The 14774-nt window shown below is 68.7% G+C and carries 14 protein-coding genes, 1 pseudogene and 1 riboswitch; of the genes and pseudogenes, 10 read left to right on the top strand and 5 right to left on the bottom strand.

Features of this window, described 5'->3' with window-relative positions; translation table 11 throughout:
- Positions 1-181 precede the first annotated feature (181 nt).
- From J0695_RS07590 to J0695_RS07575, 4 genes are all read left to right on the top strand, one after another.
- Positions 182-1450, top strand: coding sequence for an extracellular solute-binding protein (locus J0695_RS07590; RefSeq protein ID WP_443726324.1), 1269 nt, complete (start codon positions 182-184; stop codon positions 1448-1450).
- A 10-nt stretch (positions 1451-1460) separates the two neighbouring features.
- Entirely contained in the window at positions 1461-1682 is a 222-nt protein-coding gene (locus tag J0695_RS07585; protein WP_206961083.1) for a DUF3263 domain-containing protein, read from the top strand.
- Between the two features lie 228 nt (positions 1683-1910).
- Positions 1911-2765 carry a trehalose-phosphatase gene (gene otsB, locus J0695_RS07580; RefSeq protein ID WP_206961082.1) on the top strand — a complete coding sequence of 285 codons (855 nt, stop codon included), beginning with the start codon at positions 1911-1913 and terminating at the stop codon, positions 2763-2765.
- A 37-nt stretch (positions 2766-2802) separates the two neighbouring features.
- A complete protein-coding gene (locus tag J0695_RS07575) occupies positions 2803-3342 on the top strand; it encodes a hypothetical protein (RefSeq protein ID WP_206961081.1) in 540 nt (179 codons plus the stop codon).
- Here J0695_RS07575 and J0695_RS07570 read toward each other — a convergent pair.
- The 3 genes from J0695_RS07570 to J0695_RS07560 form a co-directional block, all read right to left on the bottom strand.
- Positions 3339-4718 carry an alpha,alpha-trehalose-phosphate synthase (UDP-forming) gene (locus tag J0695_RS07570; RefSeq protein WP_206961080.1) on the bottom strand — a complete coding sequence of 460 codons (1380 nt, stop codon included), beginning with the start codon at positions 4716-4718 and terminating at the stop codon, positions 3339-3341. The two genes, J0695_RS07575 and J0695_RS07570, sit on opposite strands and share 4 nt — an antisense overlap.
- A 115-nt stretch (positions 4719-4833) precedes the next feature.
- A complete protein-coding gene (locus tag J0695_RS07565) occupies positions 4834-6918 on the bottom strand; it encodes a DUF7927 domain-containing protein (RefSeq protein WP_206961079.1) in 2085 nt (694 codons plus the stop codon).
- A gap of 37 nt (positions 6919-6955) precedes the next feature.
- Positions 6956-7906, bottom strand: a complete 951-nt coding sequence (locus J0695_RS07560) for a glucosyl-3-phosphoglycerate synthase (RefSeq protein WP_206961078.1) — start codon at positions 7904-7906, stop codon at positions 6956-6958.
- Between the two features lie 154 nt (positions 7907-8060).
- A riboswitch (SAM riboswitch) is annotated at positions 8061-8187 on the top strand.
- 17 nt (positions 8188-8204) lie between these two features.
- Here J0695_RS07560 and thrC point away from each other — a divergent pair.
- The 5 genes from thrC (at position 8205) to J0695_RS07535 (ending at position 13710) form a co-directional block, all read left to right on the top strand.
- Entirely contained in the window at positions 8205-9506 is a 1302-nt protein-coding gene (thrC, locus tag J0695_RS07555; protein WP_206961077.1) for a threonine synthase, read from the top strand.
- Positions 9503-9778, top strand: coding sequence for a MoaD/ThiS family protein (locus J0695_RS07550; RefSeq protein ID WP_206961076.1), 276 nt, complete (start codon positions 9503-9505; stop codon positions 9776-9778). The genes thrC and J0695_RS07550 overlap by 4 nt, the downstream gene beginning before the upstream one ends.
- Positions 9779-10184: 406 nt before the next feature.
- Positions 10185-10388 carry a cold-shock protein gene (locus tag J0695_RS07545; protein WP_005315736.1) on the top strand — a complete coding sequence of 68 codons (204 nt, stop codon included), beginning with the start codon at positions 10185-10187 and terminating at the stop codon, positions 10386-10388.
- A 341-nt stretch (positions 10389-10729) separates the two neighbouring features.
- Complete coding sequence (gene groL, locus J0695_RS07540; protein ID WP_206961075.1) at positions 10730-12352, top strand: chaperonin GroEL; 1623 nt, start codon at positions 10730-10732, stop codon at positions 12350-12352.
- Positions 12353-12558: 206 nt separating this feature from the next.
- Entirely contained in the window at positions 12559-13710 is a 1152-nt protein-coding gene (locus tag J0695_RS07535; protein ID WP_206961074.1) for an NADH:flavin oxidoreductase, read from the top strand.
- A gap of 35 nt (positions 13711-13745) precedes the next feature.
- Here the strand turns inward: J0695_RS07535 and J0695_RS07530 are convergent, their stop codons facing one another.
- Positions 13746-14030 (bottom strand): hypothetical protein, encoded by a 285-nt coding sequence (locus J0695_RS07530; RefSeq protein ID WP_206961073.1) that lies wholly within the window; start codon positions 14028-14030, stop codon positions 13746-13748.
- A 54-nt stretch (positions 14031-14084) separates the two neighbouring features.
- A pseudogene (locus J0695_RS07525) lies at positions 14085-14619 on the bottom strand (Uma2 family endonuclease).
- Here J0695_RS07525 and J0695_RS07520 point away from each other — a divergent pair.
- On the top strand, positions 14557-14774 hold a 218-nt coding region (locus J0695_RS07520), incomplete at its 3' end, for a hypothetical protein (protein WP_206961102.1). The pseudogene J0695_RS07525 and the gene J0695_RS07520 overlap by 63 nt on opposite strands.

Raw genomic sequence — 14774 nt, 5'->3', positions numbered from 1 at the left:
TAGTCCACTGTGCTGGATTGTTGCGCAACCATACAAAGCAAAGGGAAAGCAAGGGGTGCGTTGCAGAAGCGAGATGTGGGTGGTGTAGACCTCATAGCTTCACGTGAGGGAAAATCGCAGCTCATTGCGACAGGACGTCACGGGGGACCGACTGGAACTCTAAGGGTGGAAAAGAGCTGTGGTGCAGCGGCGCTATGTGGGTCTGACGGCGGCTGTTGCCGCGCTCGGCATGACAGTGACACTGGCGGGCTGCGGAGTCGGCACCGGGTCGGGTGATGTGACCCTGAAGGTGGTCGCGGCCAACTACGACCCCAACGAGGGGCCGAGCACCAAGGAGTACTGGGACAAGCTCTCCGCCGCCTTCGAGGCCGCGAACCCCGGTATCAAGGTCGACGTCACGGTCTACTCCTGGACGGTCGTCGACGCCAAGGTCGCGGCGATGGTCAAGGCGGGCAACGCCCCCGACATCGCTCAGATCGGCGCTTACTCCGACTACGCCGCCCAGGGCAAGCTCTACAGCGCCGACGATCTGCTCTCCGTCCCGGTCCAGGCCAACTTCCTCTCCAATCTCAGCGACGCCGGTGAGCAGAGCCGCACCCAGTACGGAATGCCTTTCGTCGCCTCCACCCGGCTGCTCTTCTACAACAAGAAGCTGTTCACCGACGCGGGCATATCCAAGGCGCCGAAGACCTGGGACGAGCTCAGGACGGACGCCGGGATGCTCAAGCAGAAGGGCGTGACCTACCCGTACGCGCTTCCGCTCGGCGCGGAAGAGGCGCAGGCCGAGACCATGCAGTGGCTGCTCAGCGGCGGTGACGGCTACACGGACAGCGTCGGTACGTACACGATCGACTCGTCCCCGAACATCAAGACCTTCTCCTGGCTGAAGGACAACCTGGTGGGTGCGGGCCTGACCGGCCCTGTCGCCCCCGGCAAGCTCAACCGCAAGGCGGCGTACAAGGCCTTCATCGACGGCCAGGTCGGCATGCTCAACGGGCACCCCACGCTGGTGAAGCAGGCCGAGGCCAAGGGCATCAAGGTCGGCATGGTGCCGATGCCGGGCTCCACAGGCCCGACCAAGGCGACCATGGGCGTCGCCGACTGGATCATGGGCTTCAAGCAGAACGGCCACCGCGCGGAGATCGGCAAGTTCCTCGACGACGTCTTCAGCGACAAGAACGTCCTGGGCTTCGCGGGCCAGTACGACCTGCTGCCGGCCACCGTCTCCGCTTCGGACGCGATGGCCACCGACCCCGAGCACAAGGACCTCAAGTCCTTCCTGAACGCGCTCGCCACCTCGCAGCTGCCGCCGGTGGACAAGACGTCCTGGCCGACGGTGAGCGACGCGATCAAGAAGAACATCGGCAAGGCCGTGGAGCCGGGGAAGCAGCCGGCGACGATTCTGAGCCAGCTCCAGACGACGGCGACGGCCGCGCAGAACGCCGAGTAGCGTGGCCGGTATGACCGGAGACGAGGTGGACTCCGTCCTCGCCGTGGAACGGGAGTCGTGGCCCGGCCCCGGCGCGAAGGAGCGGGCCATAAGGGAGCGGCTGGGGATGTCCCCGACGCGCTACTACCAGCTGCTGAACGCGCTGCTGGACGACGAGGGTGCGTTGGCGCGGGATCCGGTGACGGTGAATCGGCTGCGACGGGTCCGCGACGCGAGGCGGGGGACCAGGTAGCGGGCCGGTGGTTCGTGGGGCTTCGCCCCTGCGCCCCCGTAAGCGACCTTCGGCCGCTTGTCCTCAATCTCCCCCAAGCTCTCGGCTTCGCTCGAGCAGGGGGGACCCCCTTGACGGGCTATTCATAGCCCGTCCGGCGATTGAGGACCGGGGTCTGGGGCGGAGCCCCAGGGCGGGGTCTGCCAGGGGCGGCCCCGGCCATGCGCGGCCCCGGATAGGGTCGATCCCATGGGCAGCCACTCGCACACCCTTCCGACTCCGACCACCCCCGCCGGCCGCGAAGGCCTGGCCGCGGTCCTCGCCGCCCCTCGGGACGCCGTCGTCGCGCTCGACTTCGACGGGACCCTCGCCGAGATCGTCCCCGACCCCGAACAGGCCCGCGCCCACCCCGGCGCCGTCCCCGCGCTCGCCGCCCTCGCGCCGCGCGTGGCGTCCGTCGCCGTCGTCACCGGGCGGCCCGCCGTCGTCGCCGTACGGTACGGAGGATTCGCCGGCGTCCCCGGGCTCGAACACCTCACCGTGCTCGGGCAGTACGGCGCCGAGCGCTGGGACGCTGTCACCGGGACCGTCCGCGCTCCCGCCCCAAACCCCGGCGTCGCCGCCGCGCGGGCCGAACTCCCCGGCGTACTCGACAAGTTCGGAGCCTGGCGCGGTACCTGGATCGAGGAGAAGGGGCAGGCCCTCGCGGTCCACACCCGCCGTGCCACCGACCCGAAGGCCGCCTTCGACGCCCTGCGCGAGCCCCTCGCCGCGCTCGCCGCACGGCACGGACTGATCGTCGAACCCGGCCGGATGGTCCTGGAGTTGCGGCCGCCCGGCATGGACAAGGGCGTGGCGCTGGAGGAGTACGTACGCGAGGTCGGCGCCCGTGCCGTCCTGTACGCGGGCGACGACCTCGGTGACCTCCCTGCCTTCGCCGCCGTCGAGAAGCTCCGCGCGGACGGCATTCCGGGCCTGACCGTCTGCAGCGGGAGCAGTGAGGTGACCGAACTCGCCTCGCGTGCGGATCTGTTGGTGCCGGGACCCGCCGCCGTCGTCGACTTCCTGGCCGCCCTCGCGGAGGCGTCAGCCCCGGGGCGGTGACGGGGGCCTGGCGGCGCTTGTTTACGATCACAGCCTTATGCGCCCCGTACACGCGGCCCTCGCCGCCACCGCCCTGACTCTCACCGCCCTGCTCACCGCCTGCGGCGGTGGCTCGGGCGGGTCCTCCGGTTCATCGGGGTCCTCCGGTTCATCCGGTTCATCCGGTTCGTCGGGCGGCTCCGACTACACCGTCACCGGCCTGCGCGACGACCTCCGCAGCACCCCGCAGCGGTCCACCCGCGCGACCCGCCCGCACATGGTGAAGGAATGCAGCGGCAGCCACACCCGCAGGATCAAGCACACCTCGTCCAGCGGCAGCGGCAAGAAGCGCAAGACCCGTACCTGGTACACCACCGAGACCTCGCAGGACTGCAGGAAGGTCCAGCACGGCACCGAGACGTACAACCGCGTCCTGCGCCCCGCCCGCTGGTGCGTCGAACTCGACAACGTCAACGGCAAGCCCAAGAAGGACGACGTCTGGTACGAGGTCTCGTCCGGCACCTACAGCGAGGCCTCGGGCATCAAGGAAGGCGCCAAGTTCACCTTCACACCGATCAGGACCGGCTGCCGCAACTAGCCCCCCAGCGCCTCCAGCTGCTCCAGGAACCACTGCTTCGGCGGCAGCGCCGTCGCCGCCGCGGCCAGCCGCTTCGTCCGCTCGGCACGCTCGCCATCCGGCATGGTCAGCGCCTCGTGCAGGGCGTCGGCCGTTCCCGAGACGTCGTACGGATTGACCGTGATCGCGTCCTCGGACAGCTCCTCCCAGGCCCCGGCCTCCCGTGACAGCACCAGCACGCACCCGTCGTCCGAGACGACCGGCACCTCCTTGGCCACCAGGTTCATGCCGTCTCTGATCGGATTGACCAGCGCCACGTCCGCCAGCCGGTACGCGGCCAGCGACCGCGCGAAGTCGTCCTTGACGTGGAGGACCACCGGGGTCCAACCAGGCGTTCCGTACGCCGAGTTGATCGCATCGGCGACCCGCTGCACCTCCGCCGTGTACGCGCGGTACACCGCGAGGTCCTGGCGCGACGGATACGCGAAGGCCACATGGACCACCCGCTCCCGCCACTCCGGACGGGTGTCGAGCAGTTCACGGTAGGCGTGCATCCCGCGCACGATGTTCTTGGACAGTTCGGTGCGGTCGACGCGTACGACCGTCTTCCGGCCGGTCCCGCCGATCTGCTCCCGCAGCGCCGCCATCCGCTCCTCCACGTCCGCCTCACGGGACCGCGCGCGCAGGAAGTCGGCGTCCGCCCCCAGCGCGTGCACGGAGACCTGTGTGCCGTTCAGTCCGCCCAGCCGGTCCACCGCACACGCCTCGAAGGCGTCGGCCCAGCGGCGGGTCAGGAACCCGACCCGGTCCGCGCCGAGCATCCCGGACAGCAGCTCGCCGGCGACGGCGTCGGGCAGCATCCGGAAGTAGTCGACCGGGGCCCACGGCGTGTGCGAGAAGTGGGCGATGCGCAGATCGGGGCGGAGCGAGCGCAGCATGCCCGGCACCAGCGCCAGGTGGTAGTCCTGCACCAGCACTGCCGCCCCCTCGCCCGCCTCCTCCGCCAGCGCCTCGGCGAAGGCGCGGTTGTAGGCGCGGTAGGACTCCCACCGGCTCCGGAACTCCGCGTCGAAGACCGGCTCCAGCGGCGTCTGGTAGAGCATGTGGTGGACGAACCAGAGCACCGAGTTCGCGATGTCGTTGTACGCGGCCGCGTGCACGTCCGGGTCGATGTCGAGCATCCGCACCCCGGGCTCGCCCACCCCGCGCCGTACCGCCTCCCGGTCGCCGTCCCCGAGCGCCGCGCACACCCACAGCTTGTCGTCGACGGCGCTGAGCCCCGAGACGAGCCCGCCCCCGCCGCGCCGGGCGTCCAGCGAGCCGTCCTCGCCGAGTGTGTACGTGACGGGGCCGCGGTTCGACGCGACGAGGACCTGTGCGACCTGCTCGGAGACCATGTAGCGGAACCTAGCCCATCCTGGAAACGCTCAAACGTACGGCCGGGCTCCTCGGGGGAGCCCGGCCGTGACGTCCGTTGCGTCAGTCGCGTACGGAGTACTGATCAGCCGCTGATCAGTGGCGCCTGCGGCTGCGGCTGATCGCGACCGCGAGCACTCCGAGGACGGTCAGCACGGCCGCCGCCCCGCCGAACACCCGCAGCTGGTGGTCGTTGCCACCGGTCTCGGCCATCGAGGGGCCGGGCTCGACCGGACCGGAGGGCCCGGGGCGGCCCTGCACGCGCTTGGCAACGACCGCCGAGGTGCACGGGTTGTCGCCGCCGCGCAGACTTCGCCGGTCGGCGGAGCAGTTGGTGTTCGGGCCCTGGGCGGTCACCGTCATCAGCGTGACCTCACCTGGTGTGCAGGACACCTTGATCCGCTGGGTGATGGTGACCGTGCCCCTGGCGGGGACGTCGCCCTTCCACACGTACGTCCTGCCCTGCTTGGTGACCTTGCCGGAACTGGGGACGGGGGCGGTGCCCGCCGTCACCGGCCAGCTGATCTGTGCGCCGGTGCGCTCGGTGCCCGACGCGTTCTTGATGGTGATCGTGTTCTTGGTGGAGCCGCAGGCCGGCACGACCGGATCTGTGGGCTCGTTTTCGATGGTGATCGGCGGCACGGGGGGCTCCGGCTCCTCGATGGCCGGCGCCGCCCCGCAGTTGGGGTCGGTGCTGCCGTTTTCGCAGTTGGAGCGCGGGGACTCGACGTCCACGTTGTTCTTCAGCTTGCCGTCACCGGTGATCGGGTCGTCGATCCTGACCGAGTAGGTGACCGTCGTGGTCTCCCCGGCCGGGATGTCACCACTGAAGCTGATCTTCGGTTGCTTGTACGAGACTGTGCCGCTCGTCGCCTTCGCGTCGTTGTTGTACGTCGCGTCGTCGAGGTTGTCGGTCAGATCGTCGGTGAACTTGGCGTTCGGGTACGGCAGCTTGCTGACGTTCTTCGCCTTGACCGTGTACGTCAGCGTGCCGCCCGGCTTGATCGTCGCCGGACTGGACGTCTTGGTGACCTCCAGGTCGGGCACCGGTACGGAGAAGGCGAGGGCGGACGGGACGTAGGTGTCGCCCTTGGTGCGGAAGGTCAGCTTGGCGGAGGTGGCGCCTTCCGGGACCGCCCCGTCGGGGATGGTGAAGTCCTTGGCGTCGATGCTCAGGTTGTTGCGGTAGGCCGGGGCGAGTGAACCGTCGGCCGCGCTCACGAAGAAGTTGTTGGTGTTGCCGGTGAGGCCCTCGGTGACGTTCTGGTCGTCGACCAGGAAGCGGTCGCCCGTGATGTTCCAGTCGCCCTCGTACGCGGTCACGCTGGCCCGCGCCTGACCCGTGGACCGGTAGAAACCGTCCACCGTGATGGAGGTGTCCGGGTCCTGGGAGCGCTGCAGGACGTGGCCGCCGTAGATGTAGACGTTGCGGCGGTCGGGAGCGTACGTGTCGTTGGGGGCGTTGTACTTGTAGACGACGGTCAGGGACCAACCGGCCACGCAGCCACGCCCGTTGGGCGCCCAGATGCCGCCGACGCCTACGGGCACGGGGGAGCCGGTGGTGACGCCCTGGAAGGCACTGGTGACGTCGGACTCGCCGGTGTAGTAGTGCGGGCCGTTCGTGGCGTCGGGATCCGTCACCATGTCTTCGACCGAGACGGGCGAGGCGGCCTTGCCCTCGACGCTGATGGTCGGGACCGCGTCCTTGGGCTCGCCGGGCGAGCGCACCACGTCGGCGCCGGAGACGTCGCAGCGCTTCAGGGTGTTCTTGCCGAACTTGTAGTAGCCGTCGTTGCCGCCCCAGAAGAGCCGTGCGTAGGCCACCTCTGCGCCGGGCGGGACGGTGACCTCGCCGGTACTCGAGCCGAAGCCCGCCGCACCTCCGGCCAGGTTCACCCGCTCCATGTCGAAGGTGTTGTTGTTGTCCTTGCCCAGCCCCTGGGAGGCGATGGCGCAGCGCTGCACCATGTCCGCCGGGCTGGTGGGGCAGCCCATGACCGTGTTCCCGATGGTCTTGAAGTCGCCGTACAGCGATTCGTCGTAGCGCTTGGCGAAGGGGTCGACCACTTCGGCTGCCGCGGGCCCGGCAGCGGTGGAGAGGACTCCCACCGCGACCGTGGCGGTGACGACCGCCGCGGCACCGAGGCGCCGCACTCCTACCACTGCTTCCTTAAGCCGCATAACAGAGAATGTAGGCAAAAAGGATGATTCGTTACGGTTACGCCACGCGTCGGGACGTGTACTCCTTGATGTCGGCCATCGGGGGCCGCTCCTCGGTGTCCACCTGATGGGTGCGCGGCACGAAGCCGTCCGCGCCCCGCTCGAACTGAGTGAGCACGGGCCGTACGAGATGGCCGCGCGCAAGCCGCAGCTGTGCCGTCCGGTAGATCGCCGCCGCCATCCGGCCCAGCGCCTGCCCGTCCTGGTGCCGGTGTTTGCGTACGCCCACGTCGACCTGGCCCAGCGCGTCCAGACCCACCGTGTGCAGTGCGTCGACGAGCAGGCCCAGCTCCACTCCGTAACCGACGGGGAAGGGCAGCTGTTCCAGGAGCGAGCGGCGGGCCGCGTACTCGCCGCCGAGCGGCTGGACGAATCCGGCCAGCTGCGGCCAGTGCAGATTGAGCAGCGGGCGGGCCACCAGCTCGGTTACGCGACCGCCCTGGCCTGGGGCGTCACCGAGCGGGCGGTCGTACATCGCCTTCACCAGCTGGACGCCGGGGTCGGTGAGCAGCGGTCCCACGATGCCCGAGACGAAGTCGGCCGAGAAGTCCTTCAGATCGGCGTCGACGAAGCAGACGATGTCCCCGGTGGTGACGAGGAGTGAGCGCCAGAGCACCTCGCCCTTGCCGGGCAGGGCGGGTATCCGGGGCAGGATCGAGTCCCGGTGCACCACCCGCGCGCCGGCCGCCTCCGCGACCTCGGCGGTGCGGTCGGTGGAGCCCGAGTCGATCACCAGCAGCTCGTCGACGAGGGGCGCGGAGGGGGACATCAGCTCGCGGCGGATGACGGAGACGATCTCCCCGACCGTCTCCTCCTCGTTCAGTGCGGGCAGGACGACGCTCACCGATGTGCCGTGTTTCTCACGTTTGGCTGCCATCAGGCGGTCCAGCGGACGGTCGGCGGCCGACCAGGAACGCCTGCTCAGCCAGCGCTCCACCTCATCCAGCACGGGTGTTTCTCCTCGGCAGTGGCCATCTCGCGGTTCGGACGGGCCCTCTCCACGATCCGGGGCTTCGGTTACAGTCTTGAACAACGCGGATGACTGTCGCATGTCGGGGTCGCCGCGCGGACAAACACCCGGGCCCTTGGGCCCGTGGTCATAGCGCTCATCCAGAGGGACTGAGGGAACGGCCCGTTGAAGTCCCGGCAACCATCCCGCCGACCGCGAGGTCAGGTGGGGAAGGTGCCAATTCCGTCTTACGGCGAAGTGCGTCGTGAGGAAGATGAGGAGAAAGGGCCTCGCCATCATGGCTGTAGAAACAGTTGCAAGCGCCACCGATTCCCCCGAAGCTGCCGAGACGGTTGATCTCGGACCCGCGACCGCGCTTTCCTGCCGCGAATGCTCCGCACGCTTCCCCCTCGGTCCGAACTTCGTGTGCCTGGAGTGTTTCGGGCCGCTCGAAGTGGCGTACAACCTCCCGAGCGGCGACCCCGAGGGTCTGCGCAAGCAGATCGAAGCGGGCCCGAACAACATCTGGCGTTACGCGCCCCTGCTGCCCGTCCCCGCCGACGTGGCCACCAAGCCGAACCTCGAGCCCGGCTTCACGAAGCTGATCAAGGCCGACCGGCTCGCCGCCGAGCTGGGTGTCACCGGCGGCCTGTGGGTCAAGGACGACTCCGGCAACCCGACGCACTCCTTCAAGGACCGTGTCGTCGCGATCGCCGTCGAGGCCGCCCGCGCCTTCGGCTTCACCACGCTCTCCTGCTCCTCCACCGGCAACCTGGCCGGTGCGGTGGGTGCGGCGGCCGTACGCGCGGGCCTCAAGTCCTGCGTCTTCATCCCGCACGACCTGGAGCCCGCGAAGATCATCACCGCTGCCGTGTACGGCGGCGAGCTGGTCGGCATCGAGGGCAACTACGACGACGTCAACCGCTTCTGCTCGGAGCTCATCGGCGACCCGGCCGGCGAGGGCTGGGGCTTCACCAACATCAACCTGCGCCCGTACTACGGCGAAGGCTCCAAGACGCTCGCCTACGAGATCTGCGAGCAGCTCGGCTGGCGGCTCCCGGACAACCTGATCATCCCGATCGGTTCCGGATCCCAGCTGACGAAGATCGACAAGGGGCTGCAGGAGCTGATCAAGCTCGGCCTCGTCGAGGACAAGCCGTACAAGATCTACGGCGCCCAGGCCAAGGGCTGCGACCCGGTCTCCGCCGCGTACAAGGCCGGTCACGACGCGATCCGCCCGGTCAAGCCGGACACCATCGCCAAGTCGATCGCGATCGGCAACCCGGCCGACGGCCCGTACGTCATCGACATCGCGCGCCGCACGGGCGGTGCGGTCGAGGACGTCACCGACCCCGAGATCGTCGACGCGATCAAGCTCCTCGCCCGCACGGAGGGCGTCTTCGCGGAGACGGCAGGCGGCACCACCTTCGCCGTCCTGCGCAAGCTGCTCGAAGCCGGTGTCATCGACCCGGCCGAGGAGACGGTCGCCATCAACACCGGCGACGGCCTCAAGACCCTGGACGGTCTCTCCGACAGCACGGGTCTCTCCGCCACCATCCGCCCCACCCTGGACTCTTTCCGAGAGGCTGGCCTCGTATGAGCGTCAACGTTCGCATCCCGACCATTCTCCGTACGTACACCGGCGGCAAGGCCGAGGTCCCGGCGGAGGGCACGACCCTCGCCGAGGTCATCGCCGACCTGGAGAAGAACCACAACGGCATCGCGGCCCGCGTCCTGGACGACCAGGGCAAGTTGCGCCGCTTCGTGAACGTGTACGTGAACGACGACGACGTGCGCTTCGAGGGCGGCCTTGAGGCCCCCACCCCGGACGGCGCCGGCGTCTCGATCATCCCGGCCGTCGCCGGAGGCTGACCATCCAGCACAGTGCCGGGGGCTGAACAACCCTTCTCCGCAACAGCATTGCCCTCTCCGCCCGAGAAGCGGAGGGGGCAATTCTGTATGGTTAAAAGAGGTACAGTTGGGGCAGCCCCCTTCGTCGCCCGTGCCACGTGCATATGAGATCGCGACAAGGTGAGGGCAATGTGTTCGAGCCATTCGCGCCGTAAGTGCCCTTTGCCTGGCCCGAGTTGCCCTGTCATCTCCTGAATTCCGCCCATTCTTCCGTTCGTCCGTGCACAGAATTCTCGTCCGATTGACCTGTTGCAGAGGGCAGTTGGGCAGATACATTCAGCCGCGGTCGACGCGTTACGGCGCAAGGTCTGACCCGGGTCCGCGAAGTGCGGGTCCTGTGTAAGGGCCAGTAATAGGGGAGTTAGGCATGGCTCAGGGCACCGTCAAGTGGTTCAACGCGGAGAAGGGGTACGGCTTCATCGCGGTCGACGGTGGTGCGGATGTTTTCGTCCACTACAGCGCGATCCAGATGGACGGTTACCGCACCCTTGAAGAAGGTCAGCGAGTGGAGTTCGAGATCTCGCAAGGCCAGAAGGGTCCGCAGGCGGACATGGTCAAGCTCGCCGTCTGATCTCGGCGCGATCGGCCACCGACGCACTCACGCACGTAGGGCTCGCATCCCAGCCGGGATGCGAGCCCTACGTGCGTGTCGGGGCCCTTCGAGGCCGCCGTGCGGGTACCCCGCGAGTACCGCGCGGGTGTAGTGGATCCATCAGACCCGCTTGCACTCGCATGGGTCGAGTGCTAATCATTGGCGTTAGCACTCTCCAGGTGAGAGTGACAGAACTTGGATCGGGTCAGTGAGGCTCGCAGGCCGGGTGGGGCAAGGAACCACACGGGCTGAGGCCGTCCGTCGCGGGCACGGGCGCGATCCACGAAGAACGCCACCCCTGTCCGGGAGGACCACTTCACATGGCCAAGATCATCGCGTTCGACGAGGAGGCCCGGCGCGGTCTCGAGCGCGGCATGAACCAGCTCGCCGACGCCGTCAAGGTGACCCTCGGCCCCAAGGGCCGCAACGTTGTCCTTGAGAAGAAGTGGGGCGCCCCCACGATCACCAACGATGGTGTTTCCATCGCCAAGGAGATCGAGCTCGAGGACCCGTACGAGAAGATCGGCGCCGAGCTGGTCAAGGAAGTCGCCAAGAAGACGGACGACGTCGCCGGCGACGGTACGACCACCGCCACCGTTCTCGCCCAGGCGCTCGTGCGTGAGGGTCTGCGCAACGTAGCCGCCGGTGCCAACCCGATGGCCCTCAAGCGTGGCATCGAGAAGGCCGTCGAGGCCGTCTCCGCCGCTCTCCTTGAGCAGGCCAAGGACGTGGAGACCAAGGAGCAGATCGCTTCTACGGCCTCCATCTCCGCCGCCGACACCCAGATCGGCGAGCTCATCGCCGAGGCGATGGACAAGGTCGGCAAGGAAGGCGTCATCACGGTCGAGGAGTCGCAGACCTTCGGCCTTGAGCTTGAGCTCACCGAGGGCATGCGCTTCGACAAGGGCTACATCTCGGCGTACTTCGCCACCGACATGGAGCGTATGGAGTCGTCGCTCGACGACCCGTACATCCTGATCGTCAACTCCAAGATCGGCAACGTGAAGGACCTCCTTCCGCTGCTCGAGAAGGTCATGCAGTCGGGCAAGCCCCTGCTGATCATCGCGGAGGACGTCGAGGGCGAGGCTCTGTCGACGCTGGTCGTCAACAAGATCCGCGGCACCTTCAAGTCCGTCGCCGTCAAGGCTCCGGGCTTCGGCGACCGCCGCAAGGCCATGCTGAACGACATCGCCATTCTCACGGGCGGCACGGTCATCTCCGAGGAGGTCGGCCTCAAGCTCGAGAACGCGGGCCTCGACCTGCTCGGCCGCGCCCGCAAGGTCGTCATCACCAAGGACGAGACGACGATCGTCGACGGCTCCGGCGAGAGCGACCAGGTTGCCGGTCGCGTCAACCAGATCCGTGCCGAGATCGAGAACAGCGACTCGGACTACGACCGCGAGAAGCTCCAGGAGCGCCTGGCGAAGCTCGCGGGCGGCGTGGCCGTCATCAAGGCCGGCGCCGCGACGGAGGTTGAGCTCAAGGAGCGCAAGCACCGCATCGAGGACGCCGTCCGTAACGCCAAGGCGGCCGTCGAAGAGGGCATCGTCGCCGGTGGCGGCGTCGCGCTTCTCCAGGCCTCCGCGGTCTTCGACAAGCTCGAGCTCGAAGGCGACGAGGCGACCGGCGCGAACGCGGTCAAGCTCGCGCTGGAGGCCCCGCTCAAGCAGATCGCCGTCAACGGTGGTCTCGAAGGCGGAGTCATCGTCGAGAAGGTCCGCAACCTCCCGATCGGTCACGGCCTCAACGCCGCGACCGGCGAGTACGTGGACATGATCGCCGAGGGCATCATCGACCCGGCGAAGGTCACGCGCTCTGCCCTGCAGAACGCCGCGTCCATCGCCGCGCTGTTCCTCACCACCGAGGCAGTCATCGCCGACAAGCCGGAGAAGGCGTCCGCGCCGGCCGGTGGCGGTATGCCCGGCGGTGACATGGACTTCTGATCCCCTGAGGATCGGTAGTTCCTGTCAGCTTCGGCTGCTGTACGAACCGAGGGCGGCACCCCCCATTGTGGGGGTGCCGCCCTCGGGCGTATCCGGGGTCACAACGGGACGGTCCGCAGAAGCGGAATGCGAGGGAACGCGCGCCAGTTGCAGTCGATGCATGCATACGCACATATCCACGCGCCCCCTTTCAAGGAGCACCCCACGTGACCGTCGCCGATGCCACCGCTGCCGCCACACCCGCTGACGCCGCCACCCGCGCCGCGCAGATCCTTTCCCGCCCGGTCCAGCTCAACGGCCTCACCGTCCCCAACCGGATCGTGATGGCGCCCATGACCCGGCAGTTCTCCCCGGGCGGCACCCCGGGCGAGGACGTGGTGTCGTACTACGCGCGCCGTGCCGCCGCGGGCGTGGGCCTCATCGTCACCGAGGGCACCTACGTGGGCCACGACTCGGCCGGTGACAGCGACCGCATCCCGCGCTTCCACGGCGAGGAGCAGCTCGCGGGCTGGAAGAAGGTCGCGGACGCCGTGCACGCGGCGGGCGGCACGATCGTGCCGCAGCTGTGGCACATCGGCATGGTCCGCCAGGCGGGCCAGCCCCCTTACGCGGAAGCCCCGGCCGTCGGCCCCTCCGGCGTCACCGCCGCCGACGCCGAGGTCACCGGCAAGGCCATGACCCAGCAGGACCTGGACGACGTCATCGCGGCGTTCGCCCAGGCCGCGGCCGACGCCGAGCGCATCGGCTTCGACGGCGTCGAGCTGCACGGCGCGCACGGCTACCTGGTCGACCAGTTCTTCTGGGAGGGCACCAACCGCCGCACCGACGCGTACGGCGGCTCCGCGGTGGCCCGCACGAAGTTCGCCGCCGAGATCGTGGCCGCGGTGCGCGCCGCCGTCTCCCCGGAGTTCCCGATCATCTTCCGCTACTCGCAGTGGAAGCAGCAGGCGTACGACGCCCGTCTCGCCGAGACCCCCGAAGAGCTCGAAGCGATCCTGGCCCCGCTCGCCGCGGCCGGCGTGGACGCCTTCCACGCCTCCACCCGCCGCTACTGGATCCCCGAGTTCGAGGGCTCCGACCTGAACCTGGCGGGCTGGACGAAGAAGCTCACTGGCAAGCCGACCATCTCCGTCGGCTCGGTCGGCCTCGACGGCGACTTCCTGCGCGCGTTCGCGGGCGAGGGGTCTTCGGCGAGGAGCATCGACGACCTGCTGGACCGGTTGGAGAGCGACGAGTTCGAGCTGATCGCCATCGGTCGCGCGCTGCTCCAGGACCCGCAGTGGGCGGCGAAGGTCCTCGACGGCAGGCTGGACGAGCTGGCGGCGTACGACCCGTCGGCGCTCAAGTCCCTCAGCTGACCGTCGCTCCTGGGTGCGGTCAGGGCCGGTAGGCCTCAGCCCTGACTGCGCCAGGAGTCGCGCCCGGCCTGGGCGGCGCTCTGTGCGGCGTTCTGGGCCTGGTGCAGGGTGCGGGCGGCGAGCTCGGCGGGCGGGACGTCCCAGGTCCCGGTCCAGTTGCGCCCTGCGCGGGCGAGCTCGTAGACGAGTACACCGATGCCCACGGTGGCGGTGAGCGCGCCCAGACCGGTGAGGACGGCACCGGTGGCGAGAGTGCGCTGCTGGGGCCTGAACTCGGTCCAGGAGATCTTGGAAACGCTGTTCATGTTCGTGTCAGCCATGGTTCCACCATGCGGGCGGGGGGCCGGGGGCGCACGTGGAGCGGGGCAGGCGGCTTAGAGGGTGTAGTCCTTGAGCTCTTCGGTGTCCAAAGTGATCCCGACCGGGGCCGGGAGCTCGACGGTGGCACCGTAGGGATAGGAAGGGGACTCCAGGTACGCCCCGTTCTTCGGCTCGCTGTACACGGTGAGCGTGTCGGCATCACGGTCGATGAGGAGGTAGACCGGGATGCCTGCTTCCGCGTAACCGGCGAGTTTGTCCTTGCGATCCCGGCGGTCCGTGTCGGAGTCGTGAGAGGTGACTTCGACGACCATGAGGACGCCGTCGGCATCGGACCACTCGCCGTGCCCGGCGAAGTGCCGCCGGGGGGCCAGGGTCCCGTCGGGGATGGCCCGGCCCTTGCGGTACGACTCCACCTTGAGGCCCCGGGAGCCGTAGAGCCCCAGTTCGGGGCGGCTCTGCATGCAGAGCGCCTGNNACCTCTAGCTTCCCGTTGATGAATTCGAGCTTGACCGTCTCGGGGGCGTGGTGAGCGATCTGCTCGAACTCCTCGACGGACATCTGGGCGTGCTCGGCGGTGCTGGGGGTCATGGCGTCGCCTCCTCCCCCACATCGTGCCCCGCTTCGGGCGCGAGTGAGCTGAACTGTCATGTGCGGGTCCTCTCGGGTGTGCGGGATGCCGTACGGGCCCGTGCCGCGTGGGCGCGGACCTCGGCGGGGGTCAGGGCGGCGGGACGGGGCGCGGG

The sequence above is a fragment of the Streptomyces beijiangensis genome, from assembly GCF_017315755.1.
In the GTDB taxonomy this organism is placed as follows: Bacteria; Actinomycetota; Actinomycetes; order Streptomycetales; family Streptomycetaceae; genus Streptomyces; species Streptomyces beijiangensis.
This window is presented reverse-complemented; position numbering and strand designations above follow the sequence as displayed.

Excerpts from the sequence above, each read along its gene's own strand:
- J0695_RS07585 (WP_206961083.1), top strand. The coding sequence starts at position 1,461 with ATGACCGGAGACGAGGTGGACTCCGTCCTCGCCGTGGAACGGGAGTCG.
- otsB (WP_206961082.1), top strand. The coding sequence starts at position 1,911 with ATGGGCAGCCACTCGCACACCCTTCCGACTCCGACCACCCCCGCCGGC.
- J0695_RS07575 (WP_206961081.1), top strand. The coding sequence starts at position 2,803 with ATGCGCCCCGTACACGCGGCCCTCGCCGCCACCGCCCTGACTCTCACC.
- J0695_RS07570 (WP_206961080.1), bottom strand. The coding sequence starts at position 4,718 with ATGGTCTCCGAGCAGGTCGCACAGGTCCTCGTCGCGTCGAACCGCGGC.
- J0695_RS07565 (WP_206961079.1), bottom strand. The coding sequence starts at position 6,918 with ATGCGGCTTAAGGAAGCAGTGGTAGGAGTGCGGCGCCTCGGTGCCGCG.
- thrC (WP_206961077.1), top strand. The coding sequence starts at position 8,205 with ATGGCTGTAGAAACAGTTGCAAGCGCCACCGATTCCCCCGAAGCTGCC.
- J0695_RS07550 (WP_206961076.1), top strand. The coding sequence starts at position 9,503 with ATGAGCGTCAACGTTCGCATCCCGACCATTCTCCGTACGTACACCGGC.
- J0695_RS07545 (WP_005315736.1), top strand. The coding sequence starts at position 10,185 with ATGGCTCAGGGCACCGTCAAGTGGTTCAACGCGGAGAAGGGGTACGGC.
- groL (WP_206961075.1), top strand. The coding sequence starts at position 10,730 with ATGGCCAAGATCATCGCGTTCGACGAGGAGGCCCGGCGCGGTCTCGAG.
- J0695_RS07530 (WP_206961073.1), bottom strand. The coding sequence starts at position 14,030 with ATGGCTGACACGAACATGAACAGCGTTTCCAAGATCTCCTGGACCGAG.